The 17,558-nt window shown below is 67.1% G+C and carries 17 protein-coding genes; 6 read left to right on the top strand and 11 right to left on the bottom strand.

Features of this window, described 5'->3' with window-relative positions; translation table 11 throughout:
- Positions 1-10: 10 nt before the first annotated feature.
- A complete protein-coding gene (gyrB, locus tag ACP7AB_RS11250; protein WP_425991105.1) occupies positions 11-2,458 on the bottom strand; it encodes a DNA topoisomerase (ATP-hydrolyzing) subunit B in 2,448 nt (815 codons plus the stop codon).
- Positions 2,459-2,691: 233 nt separating this feature from the next.
- On the opposite strand from gyrB, the gene ACP7AB_RS11245 reads away from it, so the two are divergent.
- Entirely contained in the window at positions 2,692-3,915 is a 1,224-nt protein-coding gene (locus ACP7AB_RS11245) for a cation:proton antiporter (RefSeq protein ID WP_425991107.1), read from the top strand.
- Positions 3,916-4,144: 229 nt separating this feature from the next.
- Here the strand turns inward: ACP7AB_RS11245 and recF are convergent, their stop codons facing one another.
- The 7 genes from recF to ACP7AB_RS11210 all read right to left on the bottom strand — a co-directional run bounded on the left by recF (position 4,145) and on the right by ACP7AB_RS11210 (position 11,968).
- Complete coding sequence (recF, locus tag ACP7AB_RS11240) at positions 4,145-5,278, bottom strand: DNA replication/repair protein RecF (protein ID WP_425991108.1); 1,134 nt, start codon at positions 5,276-5,278, stop codon at positions 4,145-4,147.
- 25 nt (positions 5,279-5,303) lie between these two features.
- Positions 5,304-6,422 carry a DNA polymerase III subunit beta gene (gene dnaN / locus ACP7AB_RS11235; RefSeq protein ID WP_425991109.1) on the bottom strand — a complete coding sequence of 373 codons (1,119 nt, stop codon included), beginning with the start codon at positions 6,420-6,422 and terminating at the stop codon, positions 5,304-5,306.
- A gap of 96 nt (positions 6,423-6,518) precedes the next feature.
- Complete coding sequence (locus ACP7AB_RS11230; RefSeq protein ID WP_425991110.1) at positions 6,519-7,340, bottom strand: enoyl-ACP reductase FabI; 822 nt, start codon at positions 7,338-7,340, stop codon at positions 6,519-6,521.
- A 26-nt stretch (positions 7,341-7,366) separates the two neighbouring features.
- The gene (locus tag ACP7AB_RS11225; protein ID WP_425991111.1) at positions 7,367-8,554 is read right to left on the bottom strand and encodes a cation:proton antiporter; all 1,188 of its coding nucleotides are present in this window, start codon (positions 8,552-8,554) and stop codon (positions 7,367-7,369) included.
- A gap of 154 nt (positions 8,555-8,708) precedes the next feature.
- Positions 8,709-9,938, bottom strand: a complete 1,230-nt coding sequence (fabB, locus tag ACP7AB_RS11220; RefSeq protein WP_425991112.1) for a beta-ketoacyl-ACP synthase I — start codon at positions 9,936-9,938, stop codon at positions 8,709-8,711.
- 45 nt (positions 9,939-9,983) lie between these two features.
- Entirely contained in the window at positions 9,984-10,541 is a 558-nt protein-coding gene (gene fabA, locus ACP7AB_RS11215; RefSeq protein ID WP_425991113.1) for a 3-hydroxyacyl-[acyl-carrier-protein] dehydratase FabA, read from the bottom strand.
- A gap of 842 nt (positions 10,542-11,383) precedes the next feature.
- Complete coding sequence (locus ACP7AB_RS11210; RefSeq protein ID WP_425991115.1) at positions 11,384-11,968, bottom strand: SH3 domain-containing protein; 585 nt, start codon at positions 11,966-11,968, stop codon at positions 11,384-11,386.
- 62 nt (positions 11,969-12,030) lie between these two features.
- Here ACP7AB_RS11210 and ACP7AB_RS11205 point away from each other — a divergent pair, with 62 nt between their 5' ends.
- Together ACP7AB_RS11205 and ACP7AB_RS11200 are read left to right on the top strand one after the other, a co-directional pair.
- Entirely contained in the window at positions 12,031-13,017 is a 987-nt protein-coding gene (locus tag ACP7AB_RS11205) for a 2-hydroxyacid dehydrogenase (protein ID WP_425991116.1), read from the top strand.
- Between the two features lie 133 nt (positions 13,018-13,150).
- On the top strand, positions 13,151-13,648 hold the full coding sequence (locus ACP7AB_RS11200) for a superoxide dismutase (RefSeq protein WP_425991117.1): 498 nt from the start codon (positions 13,151-13,153) through the stop codon (positions 13,646-13,648).
- Between the two features lie 70 nt (positions 13,649-13,718).
- On the opposite strand, the gene ACP7AB_RS11195 is transcribed toward ACP7AB_RS11200, so the two are convergent.
- Positions 13,719-13,973 (bottom strand): GlsB/YeaQ/YmgE family stress response membrane protein, encoded by a 255-nt coding sequence (locus ACP7AB_RS11195; RefSeq protein ID WP_425991118.1) that lies wholly within the window; start codon positions 13,971-13,973, stop codon positions 13,719-13,721.
- A gap of 194 nt (positions 13,974-14,167) precedes the next feature.
- On the opposite strand from ACP7AB_RS11195, the gene ACP7AB_RS11190 reads away from it, so the two are divergent.
- Positions 14,168-14,554, top strand: a complete 387-nt coding sequence (locus tag ACP7AB_RS11190) for a helix-turn-helix domain-containing protein (RefSeq protein ID WP_303696644.1) — start codon at positions 14,168-14,170, stop codon at positions 14,552-14,554.
- A 44-nt stretch (positions 14,555-14,598) separates the two neighbouring features.
- Positions 14,599-15,384 (top strand): histidinol-phosphatase, encoded by a 786-nt coding sequence (gene hisN, locus ACP7AB_RS11185; RefSeq protein ID WP_425991119.1) that lies wholly within the window; start codon positions 14,599-14,601, stop codon positions 15,382-15,384.
- Between the two features lie 224 nt (positions 15,385-15,608).
- On the opposite strand, the gene ACP7AB_RS11180 is transcribed toward hisN, so the two are convergent.
- Positions 15,609-16,223, bottom strand: coding sequence for a DUF1134 domain-containing protein (locus ACP7AB_RS11180; protein WP_425991120.1), 615 nt, complete (start codon positions 16,221-16,223; stop codon positions 15,609-15,611).
- Between the two features lie 125 nt (positions 16,224-16,348).
- On the opposite strand from ACP7AB_RS11180, the gene ACP7AB_RS11175 reads away from it, so the two are divergent.
- On the top strand, positions 16,349-16,894 hold the full coding sequence (locus ACP7AB_RS11175) for a hypothetical protein (RefSeq protein WP_425991121.1): 546 nt from the start codon (positions 16,349-16,351) through the stop codon (positions 16,892-16,894).
- Between the two features lie 25 nt (positions 16,895-16,919).
- On the opposite strand, the gene ACP7AB_RS11170 is transcribed toward ACP7AB_RS11175, so the two are convergent.
- Complete coding sequence (locus tag ACP7AB_RS11170; RefSeq protein ID WP_425991122.1) at positions 16,920-17,456, bottom strand: TIGR00645 family protein; 537 nt, start codon at positions 17,454-17,456, stop codon at positions 16,920-16,922.
- Positions 17,457-17,558: the final 102 nt, after the last annotated feature.

Raw genomic sequence — 17,558 nt, 5'->3', positions numbered from 1 at the left:
GACGTCGCCGTCAGACGTCCACCGCCGCGTCCAGGGCGTTTTCCTGGATGAACTCGCGGCGTGGCTCGACCACGTCGCCCATCAGCTTGGCGAACAGGTCGTCGGCGTCATCAGCGTGGTCGACCTGGACGCGCAGCAGGGTGCGGGCATTGACGTCCAGCGTCGTCTCCCACAGCTGTTCCGGGTTCATCTCGCCCAGACCCTTGTAGCGCTGGATCGACAGGCCCTTCTTGCCGGCGTCGAGCACGGCGTTGAGCAGGTCGAGCGGACCCCGGATCGTCGTCGACTTGTCCTTGCGGCGATAGGTGGCGGGCGCCGCGAACACGCCCTCGAACGCACTCGCCCGTTCGGCCAGGCGACGCGCGTCCAGCGAGCGGATCAGCGCCTCTTCCAGCACGATCGTTTCCTGCACCGCACGGCGTGATCGGGTGAAGACCACCGCGCCCTGCTCTCCGGGCTCGCCCGTCCACGCCCCGTCGCCTTCCTCGGCATAGAGGTTCAGCCGCGCGGCCGCAGCGGCGGACACCCCGGCCATGTCGGCCTCATCGGCGAACAGACCGGCCAGGGCCGCCTGTTCGATGGCGAAGGCCGGTGCGCGCTGGCTCAAACGGTCGACGCTGGCGCTATAGGCCTTGGCGTCACGCACCAGGGACTGCAGATCGAGACCCATCCGGCGTTCGCCGTTCGACAGGTCAAGCTCGGCCTCCGACGACCCTTCCTCGATCAGGTAGGAGTCCATCTCGGACTGGTCCTTGAGGTACCGGCTCTGCTTGCCCTTGGCGACTTTGTAGAGCGGCGGCTGGGCGATATAGACGTGGCCGCGGGTGATCAGCTCCGGCATCTGGCGATAGAAGAAGGTCAGGAGCAGGGTCCGGATGTGGGCGCCGTCGACGTCGGCGTCGGCCATCAGGATGATCTTGTGGTAGCGCAGCTTGTCGGCGTTGAAGTCGTCACGCCCGATGCCGGTGCCGAGCGCCAGGATCAGGGTTCCGATCAGTTCGGACGACAGCATCCGGTCGAACCGGGCGCGCTCGACGTTGAGGATCTTGCCACGCAGGGGCAGGACGGCCTGGTTCTCGCGGTTGCGGGCCTGTTTGGCCGAGCCGCCGGCGCTGTCGCCCTCGACGATGAACAGTTCGGACTTGGCCGGATCGCGTTCCTGACAGTCGGCCAGCTTGCCGGGCAGGCTGGAGATTTCCAGCGCCGACTTGCGCCTGGTCAGGTCGCGCGCCTTGCGGGCCGCCTCACGCGCCGAGGCCGCCTCGATGATCTTGCCGACGACCTGTTTGGCCTCCAGCGGATGTTCCTCGAACCATTGCGCCAGCCCTTCGGAGCAGAGCCCCTCGACCGCCGGCCGCACCTCGGACGAGACCAGCTTGTCCTTGGTCTGGGAACTGAATTTGGGATCCGGCACCTTGACCGACAGGACGCAGGTCAGACCTTCGCGCGCGTCCTCGCCGGTGACGGAGACCTTCTCCTTCTTGCCGGCGCCGGAGCTCTCGATATAGGCGCCCATGACGCGGGTCAGGCTGGCGCGGAAGGCCGAGAGGTGGGTGCCGCCATCCCGCTGCGGGATGTTGTTGGTGAAGCACAGCATGGTCTCGTGGTAGGAGTCGTTCCACCACAGGGCCAGGTCGATCTCGATATTGTCCTTCTTGCCGCGAATGACGATGACGTCCTTCAGGATCGGGGTCTTGGACTTGTCCAGGTGGCGCACGAAGGCCTCCACGCCACCCTCGTAATGCAGCAGGATATTGACGGCTTCGGCATAGCGATGGTCTTGCAGCTTGATGACCACGCCCGAGTTCAGGAAGGCCAGCTCCCGCAGACGGTGCTCCAGCGTCTTCAGGTCGAAGTCGATGTGGGCGAAGGTCGTGATCGAGGGATAGAAGGTCACCTGGGTGCCGCTCAGAACCCTGCCGTTCTCGCGCATCGGGGCCTCGCCCGTCACCCGCAGGCTCTCGACTGTGTCGCCGCGCTCGAACTTCATCTCGTGGCGCTGGCCGTTCCGGAAGATGACCAGCTTCAGCCAGTCCGACAGGGCGTTGACCACCGACACGCCCACGCCGTGCAGACCGCCGGAGACCTTGTAGGAATTCTGGTCGAACTTCCCGCCCGCGTGCAGCTGGGTCATGATGACCTCTGCGGCCGACACGCCTTCCCCGGCGTGGATATCGACCGGGATGCCGCGCCCGTTGTCTGTCACCGTGACCGAGCCATCGGCGTTCAAGATCACCTCGACGAGATCGGCGTGACCGGCCAGGGCCTCGTCGATGGCGTTGTCGACGACCTCGTACACCATGTGGTGCAGGCCGGACCCGTCGTCAGTATCGCCGATATACATTCCGGGGCGTTTGCGCACCGCGTCCAGGCCCTTGAGAACCTTGATGGATTCCGCGCCATAGGCGGCCTCTTCGGCCGTGTCTTCGGTGCGTGCGCTCAGGGGTTCGTCGGTCATTCAATCGTCCGGAGACGCGGGCGTCGCGGACCGCGCCCTGCGCCGTCCAACCCGCTGAGAAATGGCATTTGCCTGGCGACCGATTCAGGCCGCCCGGGTGCGACGTTTATATAGGAATTCGCAGGCGAAAAGCGAGCGATCAGGACGTTTTGCGGCCTTGTCCCTCGCCGGTTGAGACCCAATATCTGGCGCTCACCCATCGAGAGAGACACCAGCCCTATCCGGGAGCGCCGATGCCGCATGCCGACAGCCTGATTTCCACCCTGGTCGGGGGCTTCGTACTGGCCTTTGTGTTCGGAATGCTGGCCAATCGGCTGAAGCTGTCGCCTCTCGTCGGTTATCTGGTTGCGGGCATCGCTGTCGGTCCGCACACCGCCGGGTTCGTCGCCGACACCACCCTTGCGCCCCAGCTGGCGGAGATCGGCGTCATCCTGCTGATGTTCGGCGTGGGCCTGCATTTCTCGCCTGCGGACCTGATGAAGGTCAGAAAGGTCGCCATTCCGGGGGCCCTGGTGCAGATCGCCTCCGCGACGGCGCTCGGCTGGGCGCTGGGCCGGTTCGCCATGGGCATGTCGGACATGGAGGGATTGCTCATGGGGTTCGCCCTGTCGGTCGCCTCCACCGTCGTCCTGATGCGGGCGCTGGAGGAGCGCTGCCAGAACAAGGGCGAGGTCGGGCGCATCGCGGTCGGCTGGCTGATCGTCGAAGACCTGGTCATCGTCATCGCCCTGGTCATGTTGCCGATGATCATCCTGACCAAAGGGCAGGTCGTCGATCCGGCCGCCCTGGCCCTGAATGTCAGCTGGACCCTGCTGAAGGTCACAGGATTCGTGGTCGCCATGCTATTGGTCGGCGGCAAGGTCCTGCCCTGGATCCTGGTGCGGATCGCCCACACCCGGTCGCGCGAACTGTTCACCCTCGGCGTCCTGGCCATCGCCCTCGGCATCGCCTGGATCGCCTACTATCTGTTCCATTCCTTCGCGCTCGGCGCCTTCCTGGCCGGTCTGGTGTTGAACGGCACGCCACTGGGCCACAACGCGGCGGAGCGATCCCTGCCGTTGCGCGACGCCTTCGCAGTCCTGTTCTTCGTCTCGGTCGGCATGCTGTTCGACCCGATGATCCTCGTCGAGCGCCCCCTGTCGGTGCTGGGCGTCCTGGGCATCGTCATCGTCGGCAAGACCCTCGCCGCCCTGGCCATCACCCACAGTTTCGGCCTGGACCGGGCCACCGGCCTGACCGTCAGCGCCAGCCTGGCCCAGGTCGGGGAATTCTCCTTCATCCTGGCCGCGGCCGGAGTGTCGCTGGGGGCGTTGCGACAGGAGACCCACGACCTCATCCTGGCCGCCGCCCTGCTGTCGATCTCGCTCAACCCCCTGGTTTTCATGGTCATGGACAGGCTCGGGGGCAAGCCGCCCAACCCGCGCCTCGCAGGGGAAGCGAACCCGGCGACGGCATAGCCTCACCCTCGCTTCCTTCCTTTCGTCATCCTCCGGCAAGCCGCCCTTGCGGTGCAGACCGGGGGATGACGAAAGAAAGCAGCGAAAAAGGAAAATATTCTTCCCTTACCCTTGATCTTAACCGTGACCGCTCCCACCTCCCAGACAGGTCTTTGAAATCCTGGATACGGCGGCGTTCGTCCGTCTTGTCCGTTTCGTCACCCTGTTTTCGACGGACGAAACGGACGCGTCATCCCGGCGTCAGCGCCCCGCCCTCGACCCGCACGAAGGTCGCCCGCCCGACCAGCGGTTCGAACAGCTCGGCCTCGGTCCCGGTCATGAAGGCCTGCAGGCCCAGGGCCGTGATCTCGTCGAACAGGGCCGCCCGCCGATGGGAATCCAGATGCGCCGGCGCCTCATCCAGCAACAGGACCGGCGCGGCCTCGCCCCCCGACAGCCGCCCGACCTGGGCCAGGATCAGGTTGAGAACGAGGGCCTTCTGCTCGCCCGATGACCCCTCCGCCGCGGGTCGGTTCTTCTCCCGGTGCAGGGCGGTCAGGTCGGCCCGATGCGGCCCGTACAGCGACCGGCCCGCCGCCCCGTCCCGGCTCCGCGCCCGCGCCATCCCCTCGCGGATCGAAGCCGCCAGAGCCTCCGCGTCAGCGCCGCCCTCGGCCAGTCGCTCCGTTTCCCCGACCAGGGCCAGATCCGCCTGGGGGAAGGGCCGTTCCGAGCGTGCGTCGATCGCCGCCTGCAGCACCGTCAGCGCCCGCGCCCGCGCCGTCGCCGCCCGCGCCCCGGTCTCGGCCAGTCGGGCCTCGAGCGCATCGAGCCATAGCGGGTCGGCTTCCCTGCCCTCGGCGCCGTCGATCAACAGCCGCAGCCGCTCGCGCAGCGCCTTCTCGTATCCCGCGACCGCCGCCGCATGGCCGGGGTCGGCGGCGAACACCAGCCGGTCGAAGAACTTCAGCCGCTCGGCCCGCGCGTCGGAGAACAGCCGGTCCTGCTCCGGCGTCGCCCAGACGGGCCGCAGATAGTCCAGCAACCGCCCGGGCTGGGCCGTCTCACCGTCGATCCGCACCATCCGGCGCCCAGCCCCGGCGACCTGAACCCCGGTCCCGAGCCGGACCTCGTCGCCGTCGGCGCCGTCCAGCGTCAGGGACACGGCCCAGGCCCGCCCGCCGGCCTCGCCCGGCTCGCGGCGTCCCATCTCCTGCGCCGTCGCCCCACGCAGGCCCTTGCCCGGCGTGAACAGGCTCAAGGCCTCCAGCAGATTGGTCTTCCCCGCCCCGTTCGGCCCATGCAGCACCACCGGCCCCGCCGGAATGGGCAGGGCCGCGGACGCGTAGGACCGGAAATCGGTGAGGGTGAGGGAGGTGATCACGAGGGGCGAACCCGCCGCCTCGGGCTTAAACCCGCAGCGGCATCAGCACATACTGGACGCCAGGATCGCCCGGATCGAGCACCAGCGTCGGCGAGGCCGGATCGGCGAACAGGAAGGTGGCGTTCTCGCCGGTGATCTGGCCGGCGACGTCTAACAGGTAGCGGGCGTTGAAGCCGATCTCGAACGGGGCCTCGGAATAGCCGATCTCGACCTCTTCCACGCCCTGGCCGGCCTCCATGTTGCGGACGGTCAGGGTGACGCGATCCAGCTCGAAGGCCAGTTTCACCGAGCGGCTCTTCTCGGCCGAGATGGTGGCGACCCGGTCGACGGCGGAGGCGAAGACGGCGTTGTCGATGTCGGCCTGTTTGTCGTTCCCCTTGGGGATGACGCGCATATAGTCGGGGAAGGCGCCGTCGATGACCTTGGAGGTCAGGGAGGCCTGGCCGAACTCGAAACGGATCTTCTGCGGCGAGACCTGGATCTCGACCGGGCCCGAGCCGTCGTCGAGCAGGCGGCGCACCTGGTCGATGGTCTTGCGCGGCACGATCACGCCGGGACCGCCGGCTGCGCCTTCAGGGGCCGGGGTCTCGGCCAGGGCCAGGCGGTGGCCGTCGGTTGCCACGGCCCGAAGCAGCGGAATGCCGCCCTCCGACACCGTGTGCAGATAGAGGCCATTTAGATAGTATCGCGTCTCTTCGGTCGAGACGGCGAAGCGGGTCTTGTCGATCAGACGCGCCAGATCTTCCTTCATCAGGGTGAAGCGTGTGCCCGAGGTCTCGGTCGACATGACCGGGAAGTCGCCAGCCGGCAGGACCGGCAGATTGAATTTGGACCGGCCCGCCTGGACCGTCAGTCGCGGATCGTCGCCGTTGTAGATCAAGGCGACCTCGGCCCCGTCCGGGAGCTTGCGGACGATCTCGTAGAGGGTATGGGCCGGCGCGGTGATCTGGCCCTCGACCTGGACGGTCGCATCGGCCTCGTCGACCATCTCCATGTCCAGATCGGTGGCGGCGAAGCTCAGCTTGTCGCGCCCCGCCGACAGCAGGACGTTGGACAGGATCGGAATTGTGTTCCGGCGCTCGACCACGCTCTGAACGTGGCCAAGGGCCTTCAGGAGCGCGGAACGTTCGATGGTCAGTTGCATGTCGTCTCAGGGCCCGGGGCGAGGCTGAATCAGCCGTCGCCTAAACTTGCTTGGTTCCAGACACTAAAGGATTGGCGGCCGGGAGCAACGGGAGCTTTACGCCTCTTCGTCCCCGGCCAGACCCATCATGTGGAAGCCCGCGTCGACGTGGATGACTTCGCCCGTAGTCGAGAAGCCGAGGTCCGAGCACAGCCACAGGGCGGCGCCGGCGACCCCTTCCATCGAGGTGTCCTCCTTCATCGCCGACATGGCGCGGCCCTGGGCGATCATGCCCCGGCCGCCGGAGATGCCCGCCAGAGACAGGGTGCGCATGGCCCCGGCCGAGATGGCGTTGACGCGGATGCCGCGCGGACCCAGATCGCGGGCGATGTAGCGGGTCGCCGCCTCCAGCGCCGCCTTGGCCACGCCCATGGTGTTGTAGTTCGGGATGGCCCGCTCGGAGCCGAGGTAGGTCATGGTGATCATCGACCCGCCGTTGGGCATGATCTTCGACGCCCGCCGCGCCACATCGACAAAGCTGAAGCACGAGATGTTCATGGCCAGCAGGAAGCTGTCGCGGCTGGTGTTGTCGATGAACGAGCCCTTGAGCTCGTCCTTGTTGGCGAAGGCGACGGAGTGGACGACAAAGTCGATCGTGCCGAACTCGGCTTCCAGCGCCGCAAAGGCCGCGTCCATCGAGGCGTCGTCGGTGACGTCGGCCTGGATCAGCAGTTTGGCGCCGACGCTTTCGGCCAGCGGACGCACGCGGCGTTCGAGCCCCTCGCCCATATAGGTGAAGGCCAGTTCGGCCCCCTGCGCGGCCAGCTGGGAGGCGATGCCCCAGGCGATGGAGTTCGAGTTCGCGACCCCCATGACCAGGCCCTTCTTGCCCTTCATGAGTTCGCCTGCGGGCAGGTTCCAGCCGCTCTCGCTCGCCATGGTCGTCTCTCCTTCAGGCCCGGCGGTCAGCCGAGTCGTTCGTCACGCGGAGGGTTAGCAGGGGCGGCTCTCCCCTGCAAAGACCGGCCGGCCAGTCGCTCCAGCAGCGCCATCAGCGGCGTCGCCGTGATCCCGTGGACAATGATCGACACCAGGATGATGAAGCCTGTGATCGCCCAGAGACGCTCCGAGTCGCCGAAATCCCCGTGGCTGAGGCCGTAGGCCAGGTAATAGACCGAACCCAGACCCCGGATGCCCAGCCAGGCGAGCATGATGCGATCACGCTTCAGCAGCGGCGATCCGATCAGCGACACGTAACCCACGACCGGCCGGACGATAAACAGAAGCGCCAGGCCGATCAGGGCGTCGGTCCAGGTGAGGGCGTCCAGCAGGCCGTTGGCCAGGGCTCCCCCGAACAGCACCAGCACGAGCATCATCAGAAGCCGTTCGATCTGTTCGGCGAAGTCGTGCATCTCTTCGTGGAAATCGTCCTCGCGCTCCGAGGCCCGGATCGTCAGGGCGCAGACGAAGACCGCGAGAAATCCGTAGCCGTGAACGATTTCGGTCGCCGCATAGGCGATGAAGGTGGCCCCGATCGCCACCAGTCCGTCGGCGTGGCGCGAGATGCCGTTGTTGTGGGCCTGGAAGATCAGCCAGCCCATCGCCTTGCCGACGGCCCAGCCCATGGCCGCCCCCGCGACCAGCTTCCAGACGACATCGACTGCGGCCCAATGCGCCAGCCCCTGGCCTGTCCAGACCGCCGCCCCCGACAGCGAGACGAGAATGGCCAGGTTCACGAACGGGAAGGCCAGGGCGTCGTTCAGCCCGGCCTCGGCGGTCAGGTTGAAGCGGACCTCGTTCTCCTCGCCCGATTTCGGCGGTCCGGTCTGGACGTCGGAGGCCAGGACGGGATCGGTCGGCGCCATCGCCGCGCCCAGCAGCAGCGCCATGGCCAGGCTGAACCCCAGACCTGCGACCCCCAGCCAGGCCGTGGCCGCGATGGTCAGCGGCATGGCGATGGCGAGCAGCCGCCAGGTCGGTCCCCAGCCCTTCAGGCTGACCGGTCGATCCAGCTTCAAGCCCGCTCCCATCAGGGAGATGATGACGACCAGCTCCGTCAGCCGCTCAGTCAGCGTGTCCCAGGTGCGCGGATCCGGATCGAAGGACAGCACGTCCAGACTGAAGATCGCAACGCCCAGCCCGACACAGATCATCGCCAGCGAGATCGGGAATCGGCTTAGCCCCTTTGGAGCCCAGGAGACGAGCAGAACCACCGCGCCAAGGCCCAGAAGGAAGAGGATATAGGGGTTGGGTTCCAGGGTTTCGTCTCCAGCGGTCCCGGGGGAATGCCGGCGCGTCCCGGTCGCGTCAGACCTTCGAGAGGATCAGCGTCCCGTTGGTGCCGCCGAAGCCGAACGAGTTGGACATGACGTGCTTCAGCTCGCCGTCATGGCGTTCGCGCAGGATCGGCATGCCCTCGAACTCGGGGTCGAGGTTTTCGATATGGGCGCTCTCGGCGGCGAAGCCGTGCTTCATCATCAGCAGGCAGTAGATGGCTTCCTGCGCCCCGGCCGCGCCGAGCGAATGGCCGGTCAGCGACTTGGTCGAGGAGATCATCGGCATCTGGTCGCCGAAGACATTGCGGACCGCCCCCATCTCCTTGGAGTCGCCCACCGGGGTCGAGGTGCCGTGCGGGTTGAGGTAGTCGATCTTCGGATTGCCGGCCATGTTGAGCGCGATCTTCATGCAGCGCTCGGCGCCCTCTCCCGACGGGGCGACCATGTCGTGGCCGTCGGAATTGGCGCCGTAACCGGTCACCTCGGCATAGATGGTCGCGCCGCGCGCCACGGCCCGCTCATATTCTTCCAGCACCACGATTCCGGCCCCGCCGGCGATGACGAAGCCGTCGCGGTCCTTGTCATAGGCGCGGCTGGCGCGGCCCGGCGTTTCGTTGAAGTCGGACGACATGGCGCCCATGGCGTCGAACATGTTGGACATGGACCAGTCGATGTCCTCGACCCCGCCGGCGAAGACCACGTCCTGCTTGCCCCAGGCGATCTGTTCGGCGCCCGCGCCGATGCAGTGGGCGCTGGTCGCGCAGGCCGATGAGATCGAATAGTTGATCCCCTTCAGCTGGAACCAGGTCGCCAGGACGGCCGAGGGGCCCGAAGCCATGGCCTTGGGCACGGCGAACGGGCCGATGCGTTTGGGCGCGCCTTTTTCGATCGTCGTCTGAGCCGCCTGCAGGATGACCTGGGTCGAGGGGCCGCCCTCGCCGACGATCAGGCCGATGCGCTCGGACTTGATCTCTTCCGGGGTCATGCCGGAATCCTTCAGCGCCTCCTCGAAGGCGATATGGCCCCAGGCCGTGCCATTGGCCAGAAAGCGCGCCGCGCGACGGTCGACCAGCGGGGCCCAGTCCTCGGCCGTCACGCCCAGCGACGGGGGCGCCCAGACCTGCGAGCGGAAGCCGTATTTGATGTGATCGGGGGCCGAGACCACGCCCGACCGGGCATTGCGCAGGGAGGCCGTGACCTCCTCCTGGCCCGTGCCAATGGAGGAGACGATGCCCAGACCCGTAACGACGACACGCCGCATAGTGTTTCCTTTTGCCTTGTCCACGTTGGTCGCGGATTATGTCGATTAGCCGACTTCGGACGAGCCGCCGACCGGTTCGGGGGCGGTCTGACCCGCCCCGAACAGGCCCACGCGCATGTCCGTGGCCGTATAGATAGGCACACCGTCGGCTTCCATCACCCCATCGGCGATTCCCATCACCAGACGACGGTTGATGACCCGCTTCAGGGTGATCTTGTAGGTGACCTTCTTCACGTTCGGCTGGACCTGGCCGGTGAACTTGACCTCACCGACGCCGAGGGCGCGACCCCGGCCGGGGCCGCCGATCCAGCCCAGATAGAAGCCGACCAGCTGCCACATGGCGTCCAGACCGAGGCAGCCGGGCATGACCGGATCGCCGATGAAGTGGCACTGGAAGAACCACAGGTCCGGATGGATATCGAGTTCGGCCTCGACGTAGCCCTTGCCATGCTCACCGCCGTCGCCGCTGATCTCGGTGATCCGGTCGAACATCAGCATCGGCGGAGCCGGAAGCTGGGCGTTGCCCGGCCCGAACAGCTCGCCCCGGCCCGAGGCCAGCAGGGCGGCGTGGTCGAACGACGACGGGTATTTCGAGGCGGTCAAGGCGATTGCGACTCCGTGGTGTTGCGCCGGGGTTACACGAGGGGAGCGGGCGGCTCAACTGGTGACGGGGGCAAGCTTGGCTGTGAAGGCCACCCATTCCGAGCATCCCCGCGAAGGCGGGGACCCAGTGCTTTGGGCGACAGGCGGCGCCGATGACCTGTTCACGATGATCACAATCATCTCGCCCTTGGCAAAACCTGGGTCCCCGCCTTCGCGGGGATGCACGGCGTCTGGGTGCAGGCAAGCGTCATCGCTCTTCCGCTGTGAACGGGTGGGGAAGTCGACGGAGCCCGGGCGGTCGCCCGGAACCGAGATGGCCCCCTGCTTTCGCGTTACGGGGACCGGATGAGAATTTTCGGCTCGCGCCAGGGCTCCGTCGCGCTCGATTGGACGTGAGCAGTCAATGGTGGGCTTCGAAGCGGCCTGTCGGGTGTGCCTCTTGCGGCCCCGACGCTTGGCGCCGTTTAATCCCAGAAAGACTTAAGCCCACGACGGGCGGAGGGTTTCAGGCCCCTCCGGGCTCCACGGTTTTACGCCCCATGGACAGTCCCGCATCGCTTCCGGTTCGTGCCTCCACAAGTCCAGATTCTACGCCGGACATGGGTCCTCGGTCGGATCCACAATGCGGTTTCCCGCTCGATCGCGCCCCGCCGCACGTCCGGGTCCTGGGCCCAGGACGCCTTCCCCTCGCGACGGGACGGGAGAAGTGTACGCCCGTTTCGGACGGCGCCTGGTAAAAGGGCTCTCAAAAGTTCCGGGCATTGAAATCGTTGGGCAATTCCGGGCGTCCGTTGATGGGTATGATGGTGTTTTCCTTCTCCCCTTGCGGAAGAGGGCAACAATCAGGGCGCTTCGCCTGCCGGGCGTGACACGTCGCACAGGGGACGGGCGCCGGCGCCGAAGATCGACCCTTCCGCCACCCAGCCGCGCAGCTTGCGGGCCCGGACCTCGCACCAGCCGTCCTTGCAGTCGTCCAGGGCGACCACGGAGCGCGGCGAGAACCGGGCCTTCACCGCCGCGTCATCAGAGCGACCGGTGCGGATCGGGACCTCCTGCAGCGAGGCGTTGAAGGCTCCGCGTCGGGCCGAGACCACGCTGCGATGGACCCAGGCGACGGAGCCTTCAGGATCGCAGATCTTTCGCCATTCGCGCGTCTCGGCGATGACCTGCACCGGCAGGCCGGCGGCGCGATATTCCCAGAGGATGCGGTAGTCGAGGCCCGGTCCCATGCGGGCGCGCACTTCCGAGGACTTCAGCGTCAGCCAGCGCGGCACCTCCAGCCCCGTCGGCGTCGGCCGCCCGTCGGGCATGGTGGCGCTCGCTCCGGCGAGGACCGCCAGACCCAGCAAGGCCGCCACGCCGCCGATGCGACGCGAGAGGCTTTGGAAGCGGCTGCGAGACTTGCTAGACCCGAACTTGCTAGTCACTGGCATCGACCCGGCGCACCCGGGCCTGCCCGTGTGGCGCCCGTGAATAACCCAAGGTCCCTATGTCCAGCCCCAGGCTTAAGGTCGTCTTAACCAGAAGATTGCCCGACGCAGTCGAGACTCGCATGCGCGAACTGTTCGACGCCGAACTGAACCTGAAGGACATCCCGATGGACCGGGCGGCGCTGGAGGCCGCCGTCCAGCGCGCCGACATCCTGGTTCCCACCATCACCGACGAGATCGACGCCGCCCTGATCAACGGCGCCGGCGCGCAGCTGAAGATGATCGCCAATTTCGGCGCCGGGGTGGATCACATCGACATCGACGCCGCCGTCGCCCGCCAGATCATCGTCACCAATACGCCGGGCGTCCTGACCGAGGATACCGCCGACCTCGCCATGGGTCTGATCCTCGCCGTCAGCCGCCGGATCGTGGAGGGGGCCGAGGTCGTGGCGGCCGGCAAGTTCGAGGGCTGGACCCCGACCTGGATGTGCGGACGCAAGCTGTGGGGCAAGCGGCTGGGGATCGTCGGCATGGGCCGGATCGGACAGGCCCTGGCCCGCCGGGCCAGGGCCTTCGGCATGCAGGTCCACTATCATAACAGGAAGCCTGTCTCGGAACGGATCGTCGAAGAGCTGGGCGCGACCTGGTGGGACGACCTGGACCAGATGCTGGCGCGAATGGACGTCATCTCGCTGAACTGTCCGGCGACCCGGGAGACGCATCACCTGCTGTCGGCCCGGCGGCTGGCGCTGCTGCCGCCGCACGCCATCCTGATCAACACGGCGCGGGGCGAACTGATCGACGAGGCGGCCCTGGCCGAGGCCCTGGCGCGCCGGTCGCTGTCAGGCGTCGGGCTGGACGTCTACGAGAACGAGCCGGTGATCCATCCGGGCCTGACCGGCCTGCCCAATGTCGTCCTGCTGCCCCACCTGGGTTCGGCGACGCTGGAGGCGCGTCAGGATATGGGCGACCGCGTGATCCTCAATGTGATGACCTACCAGAACGGCCACCGTCCCCCGGATCGTGTCATTCCCGCGATGCTCTGAGGCCGGAATCCGACGTGATCCGGCCGATACTGGCGCAGAAAAGGTCATTTCCGGGCGACTGAAACAATCCGTAACGGATGTGGTTAGGTCCGTCGGCGGGCGCTCTTGTCCCGTTCCATCAAGCGACAGAAACATGATCCGCAAGACAGTTCTTCTGGCCGGCGTGACCGCTGCTTTCCTGACCGCCGCCCCGGTCCTGGCCCAGGACGCCATGGCTCCGGCCGCGCCCCAGACCGCGCCGACCGCCCAGGCCGAGGGCTCGCTCCAGCTTCAACCGGGTTCCAGCGTCACGGGCTCGGACGGCACAGTTCTCGGCACCCTCGAAGGCGTTCACAGCAATGCCGCCGGCGAGCAGGAGCTCACTGTTCGCGGCGCTGACGGCGATCTGCGCGGCGTCCCGCTGGGCGGCCTGACCCAGCAAGGGGCCAATGTCGTGGTCGGCATCAGCTCGGCCGAGTTCAACACGGCTCCGGTGGTCGAAGAGACGGCTGCGACCGGCGAGAGCGGGACTGTGCCCGCCGCCGGCGATCCGGCCGCGAATCCGAGCCCGACCCCGGCCCCGGCTGAACCCAAGACGACCGACGACGCCCGTGAGCCGGACGGCTCGACCCCGCCGACTCCCCAAGGCTAGGGCCTCGTCAGTCCAACGAAAAAGGGGCGGCCCGTCGGGCCGCCCCTTTCTTGTGTCCGCTAACGGCGGATCAGCCGCGACGCTTGACCAGACCCAGCAGGAACAGCAGCAGCACGGCGCCGCCGAACGCGACCAGCAGGGTCACCAGGTTGAAGCCGCCGACGGCCAGACCGAGCAGGTTGCCGGCGATGAAGCCGCCGAGCAGGGCGCCGACGACGCCGACGATCAGATTGGTGACGAGGCCGTGATTACGACCCATGACCTTTTCCGCGAGCCAGCCGGCGAAGATGCCGACTACGATCCAGCCGATAATTCCGAGACCCATGGTTCCATTCCTTCCAAAGCTTAGGTGGCCTGAATAATGCGCTTCGGCGGCAGAGGTTGCCTGTCCATAATCGCGGGTTCCTCGACCTGCGTTCGCCATCGCTCGCCCGTCACGAGAACGCGGCATGGTCGTTGCGGCGGTTCAGGCGAGCCGTGCCGCTTTGGCACAGCCCGCTAGACAAAGGGGACTGGGCAATGGCCACCGATATCGACCTTCACCTGGGGCGCCGCCTGCGCCGTCGTCGTCGCCTGCTGGGGCTGACGCAACAACAGCTGGCCGTCCAGGTCGGCATCCGCTTCCAGCAGATCCAGAAATACGAGTGCGGCGCGAACCGCATCTCGGCAGCGCGCCTGTGGCAACTGTCCGAAGCGCTGGAGACGCCGATCAGCTATTTCTACGACGGCCTGGCCGAAGCCATGGAACGCAAGGAACAGGCCGGCGCCAATGGCGGCGAGATGTTTTCCCGCAAGGAAACCCTCGACCTGATCCAGGCCTACTACCAGCTGGGCGAGCGTCCGCGCCGGCGTCTGCTGGACCTGGCCAAGTCGCTGCACACGGAAGGTGATGTGGTGGCCTCGTAAGACTGTGATGACGCGGGGGGGCGGCGTCTGTATGCCCTCCGCTCATGACCGAGTTTGAATCCTTCGCCGTCGAACTGGCCGCCGTGGCCGCCAGGGTGACCCTGCCCTTCTTTCGCGGCGACTACGCCGAGGAGAACAAGGCGGGCCCCGGCGCCTTCGATCCGGTCACCCAGGCGGACAAGGAGGCGGAAGCCGCCATCCGGCGACTGATCGCCAGCCGGTATCCCGACCACGGGGTCGTCGGCGAGGAGTACGGAGAAGACCGGCCGGACGCAGACCACGTCTGGATCCTGGACCCCATCGACGGGACGCGCGCCTTCATCGCCGGCCTGCCGTTGTGGACGACCCTGATTGCACTTTCGGTCGGTGGACGACCCACCGTCGGCGCCATCTCCCAGCCCTACATCGGCGAACTGTTCCTGGGCGGGCCTTCGGGCGCCGTCCTGATGAGCCGGGACGAGACCCGACCGATCAAGGTCCGGGACTGCGATAAACTGACCGACGCGGTCATCGCCACGACTGCGCCGGAGATCTTCACGGGCCCCGAACTGGGCGCCTGGACCCAGGTGATGGCGGCGGCGCGCCTGGCCCGTTACGGCTGCGACGCCTATGCCTACGCCATGCTGGCCATGGGCCGGATCGACATGGTGGCCGAGACCGGCCTGAAGCTGTGGGACTGGTCGGCCCTGATCCCGGTCGTCGAGGCGGCCGGCGGCCAGGTCACCGACTGGCGCGGCGGGCCGGTCAACGGCGACGGACGCATCATCGCGGTCGGCGACCCCCGGGTCCGCGAGCAGGCCCTGGTGGCGTTCCGAAGGGGCGCTCAGTAGTCCGAACTTGTCATCCCGGCCGTAGCGAAGCGGAGAGCCGGGACGCTGGGGCGCTGATCATTGGGCTCCCGGAAATCGCGTCAGCGATTGTCCGGGAAAAGGCTGGATACTTCTCGACTGTCTCCCGGATAGCCGCTGCGCGTCTTCCGGGAGTGCACATCAGGGGCGTCTGCCGTCCCGGCTCTTCGCTGCGCTTCGGCCGGGATGACAAGGCGTCTGCGAGATCAGAACGGCAGCAGGTTGCGCTGGCGGCTGTAGGACATGGTGCCGACATTGGCGCCGAGACGCAGGCCCACGCCGGTGCGGACCGGGGCCAGGACGATGCCGTCGGCGCGCTGATAGTTCACGCCCAGGCCGCCGATCAGATAGGCCGTGCCCTCGATGCCGGGATAGCGGCGATAGATCGCGTCGGGCGCGTAGAGGCCGTAGACCAGGGTGAAGACACGGCTGGCGTTGCCGCCGATGTCCCAGCCGATCGAGGTTCCCTGCCAGAACACGTCCTGCGAGGCGGAATGGTCCTTCATATGCAGGGCGCCGCGGCCGTAGCGCAGGCCGATGACGGCGGCGCCGGCGCCCTCTTCTCCGGCGATATAGGCGGTGGGGGCGTCGCCCTGGTCGCGGAAGATGCGTTCGATGGCCGACCCCATGGCCTCCGCCGCGATGCCGAGTTCGCGCGAGCCGGCGGCGACCAGTTCGTCAGCCGTATAGGCCTGGGCGTTGGCGTCGGAGGCGATCGGATAGTTCGGCTCGGTCGGCTGGCGCGGGCTGGTGGCGCAGGCGCCCAGCGCCGTCACGGAGGCGGCGGCGAAACCGGTCTGGATCAGTTGGCGGCGGTGCATGGCGGTGTCCCGAATTTGGAAGGCTCGTCCCCGCGAGCCTGTGACCAGCATCGCCGGGTTTTGCGTCAGCCTTGGGGCGACGAGGTTAACGAGAGGTTGCCGTTCGGGATCGCTATAGTGGGTCGATGGAATTGCCCCTGATCCCCGGCCGCGAATGCGGACCCTGCGTCGAATGCTGCCGGTTCATTCCGCTAGACCTGCCCGAGCTGTCCAAGCCGACGGGGCGGCTGTGCGCCTATTGCGTCGACGGGGCCGGGTGTTCGGTCCATGCGGTGCGGCCGCAGACCTGTCGCACGTGGTTCTGCGTCTGGCGGGTCGTGGAGCTGTCGGACGACTGGCGGCCGGACCTCAGCGGCATCATCGTGCGGCCGGACGGCCTGCTGACCGGCGAGATGACCCTGTATGTCGTGCGGCGGACCGACTTCCTGCGGTCGGCGCTACTGTTCGACACCGTGGCCCAGTGGCTGTCGGAGGGGTTGCGGCTGGCGATCAGCGTGCCGGGACCGGTGGGGACGCTGCCGGTCCGGGCGGAGGTCACCGACTATCTGCTGCCGGCGGTGGCGGCGGGGGACGACGGGCTGTTCCAACGGCTGGTGGAGGCGTGCCTGGACAGTCTGGACCGGCATGAATTCGAGGCGGACGAGATCGAAGAGCGGTACGCCGTCACCTGATCCCTCTCCCTCCCGGAGAGGGGCCCTAGTGTTTGTCCGTCTTGCCGGTCAGCCAGTCCATCAGGGCCAGAAGCACCCCGGAGGTGACGAAGGTCAGGTGAATGATGACGCCCCACATGGCCTCGACCTGATTGATCTCTCCGCCCTCGGAGAAATGCATGAAGAACTTCAGCAGCTGGATGCCCGAGATCGCCACGATCGAGGCGATCAGCTTCATCTTCAGGCCCGAGAAATCGACGGTGCCCATCCATGGCGGCCGATCGGTCTCGCCGTCCAGATCCAGCTTGGAGACGAAGTTCTCGTAGCCCGAGAACATCACGATCAGCAGCAGATTGCCGGCCAATGACAGGTCCACCAGCGACAGGACGGCCAGGATGACGTCGTTGGAGCTCATGCCGGGTCCGCCCGCGAAGGCCTGGGGCAGGTAGTAGAAGAGCTCGCGCACGAAGACGACGAGCAGCATCAGAAGCGCCGCCGCCAGACCGATGTAGAAGGGCGCCATCAGCCAGCGCGAGCGGAACAGCAGGCGTTCGAACGCCGTCTCGAGTTTCGGCTTGGGCATACGGTCCCCCTCAGTCCCGTCCGTTCTGGCTGAAAGGGCGCGAAGGTATCAAGGCCTAACCTGACCTCCGTCATCCCTGGACGAAGCACAGCGGAGATCCGA

Origin of the sequence: Brevundimonas sp. TWP3-1-2b1, from assembly GCF_049896165.1 — a bacterium.
Taxonomy (GTDB): domain Bacteria; phylum Pseudomonadota; class Alphaproteobacteria; order Caulobacterales; family Caulobacteraceae; genus Brevundimonas; species Brevundimonas subvibrioides_B.
Note: the sequence above shows the minus strand (reverse complement) of the source record. Positions and strands in the feature narration are given on the sequence as shown.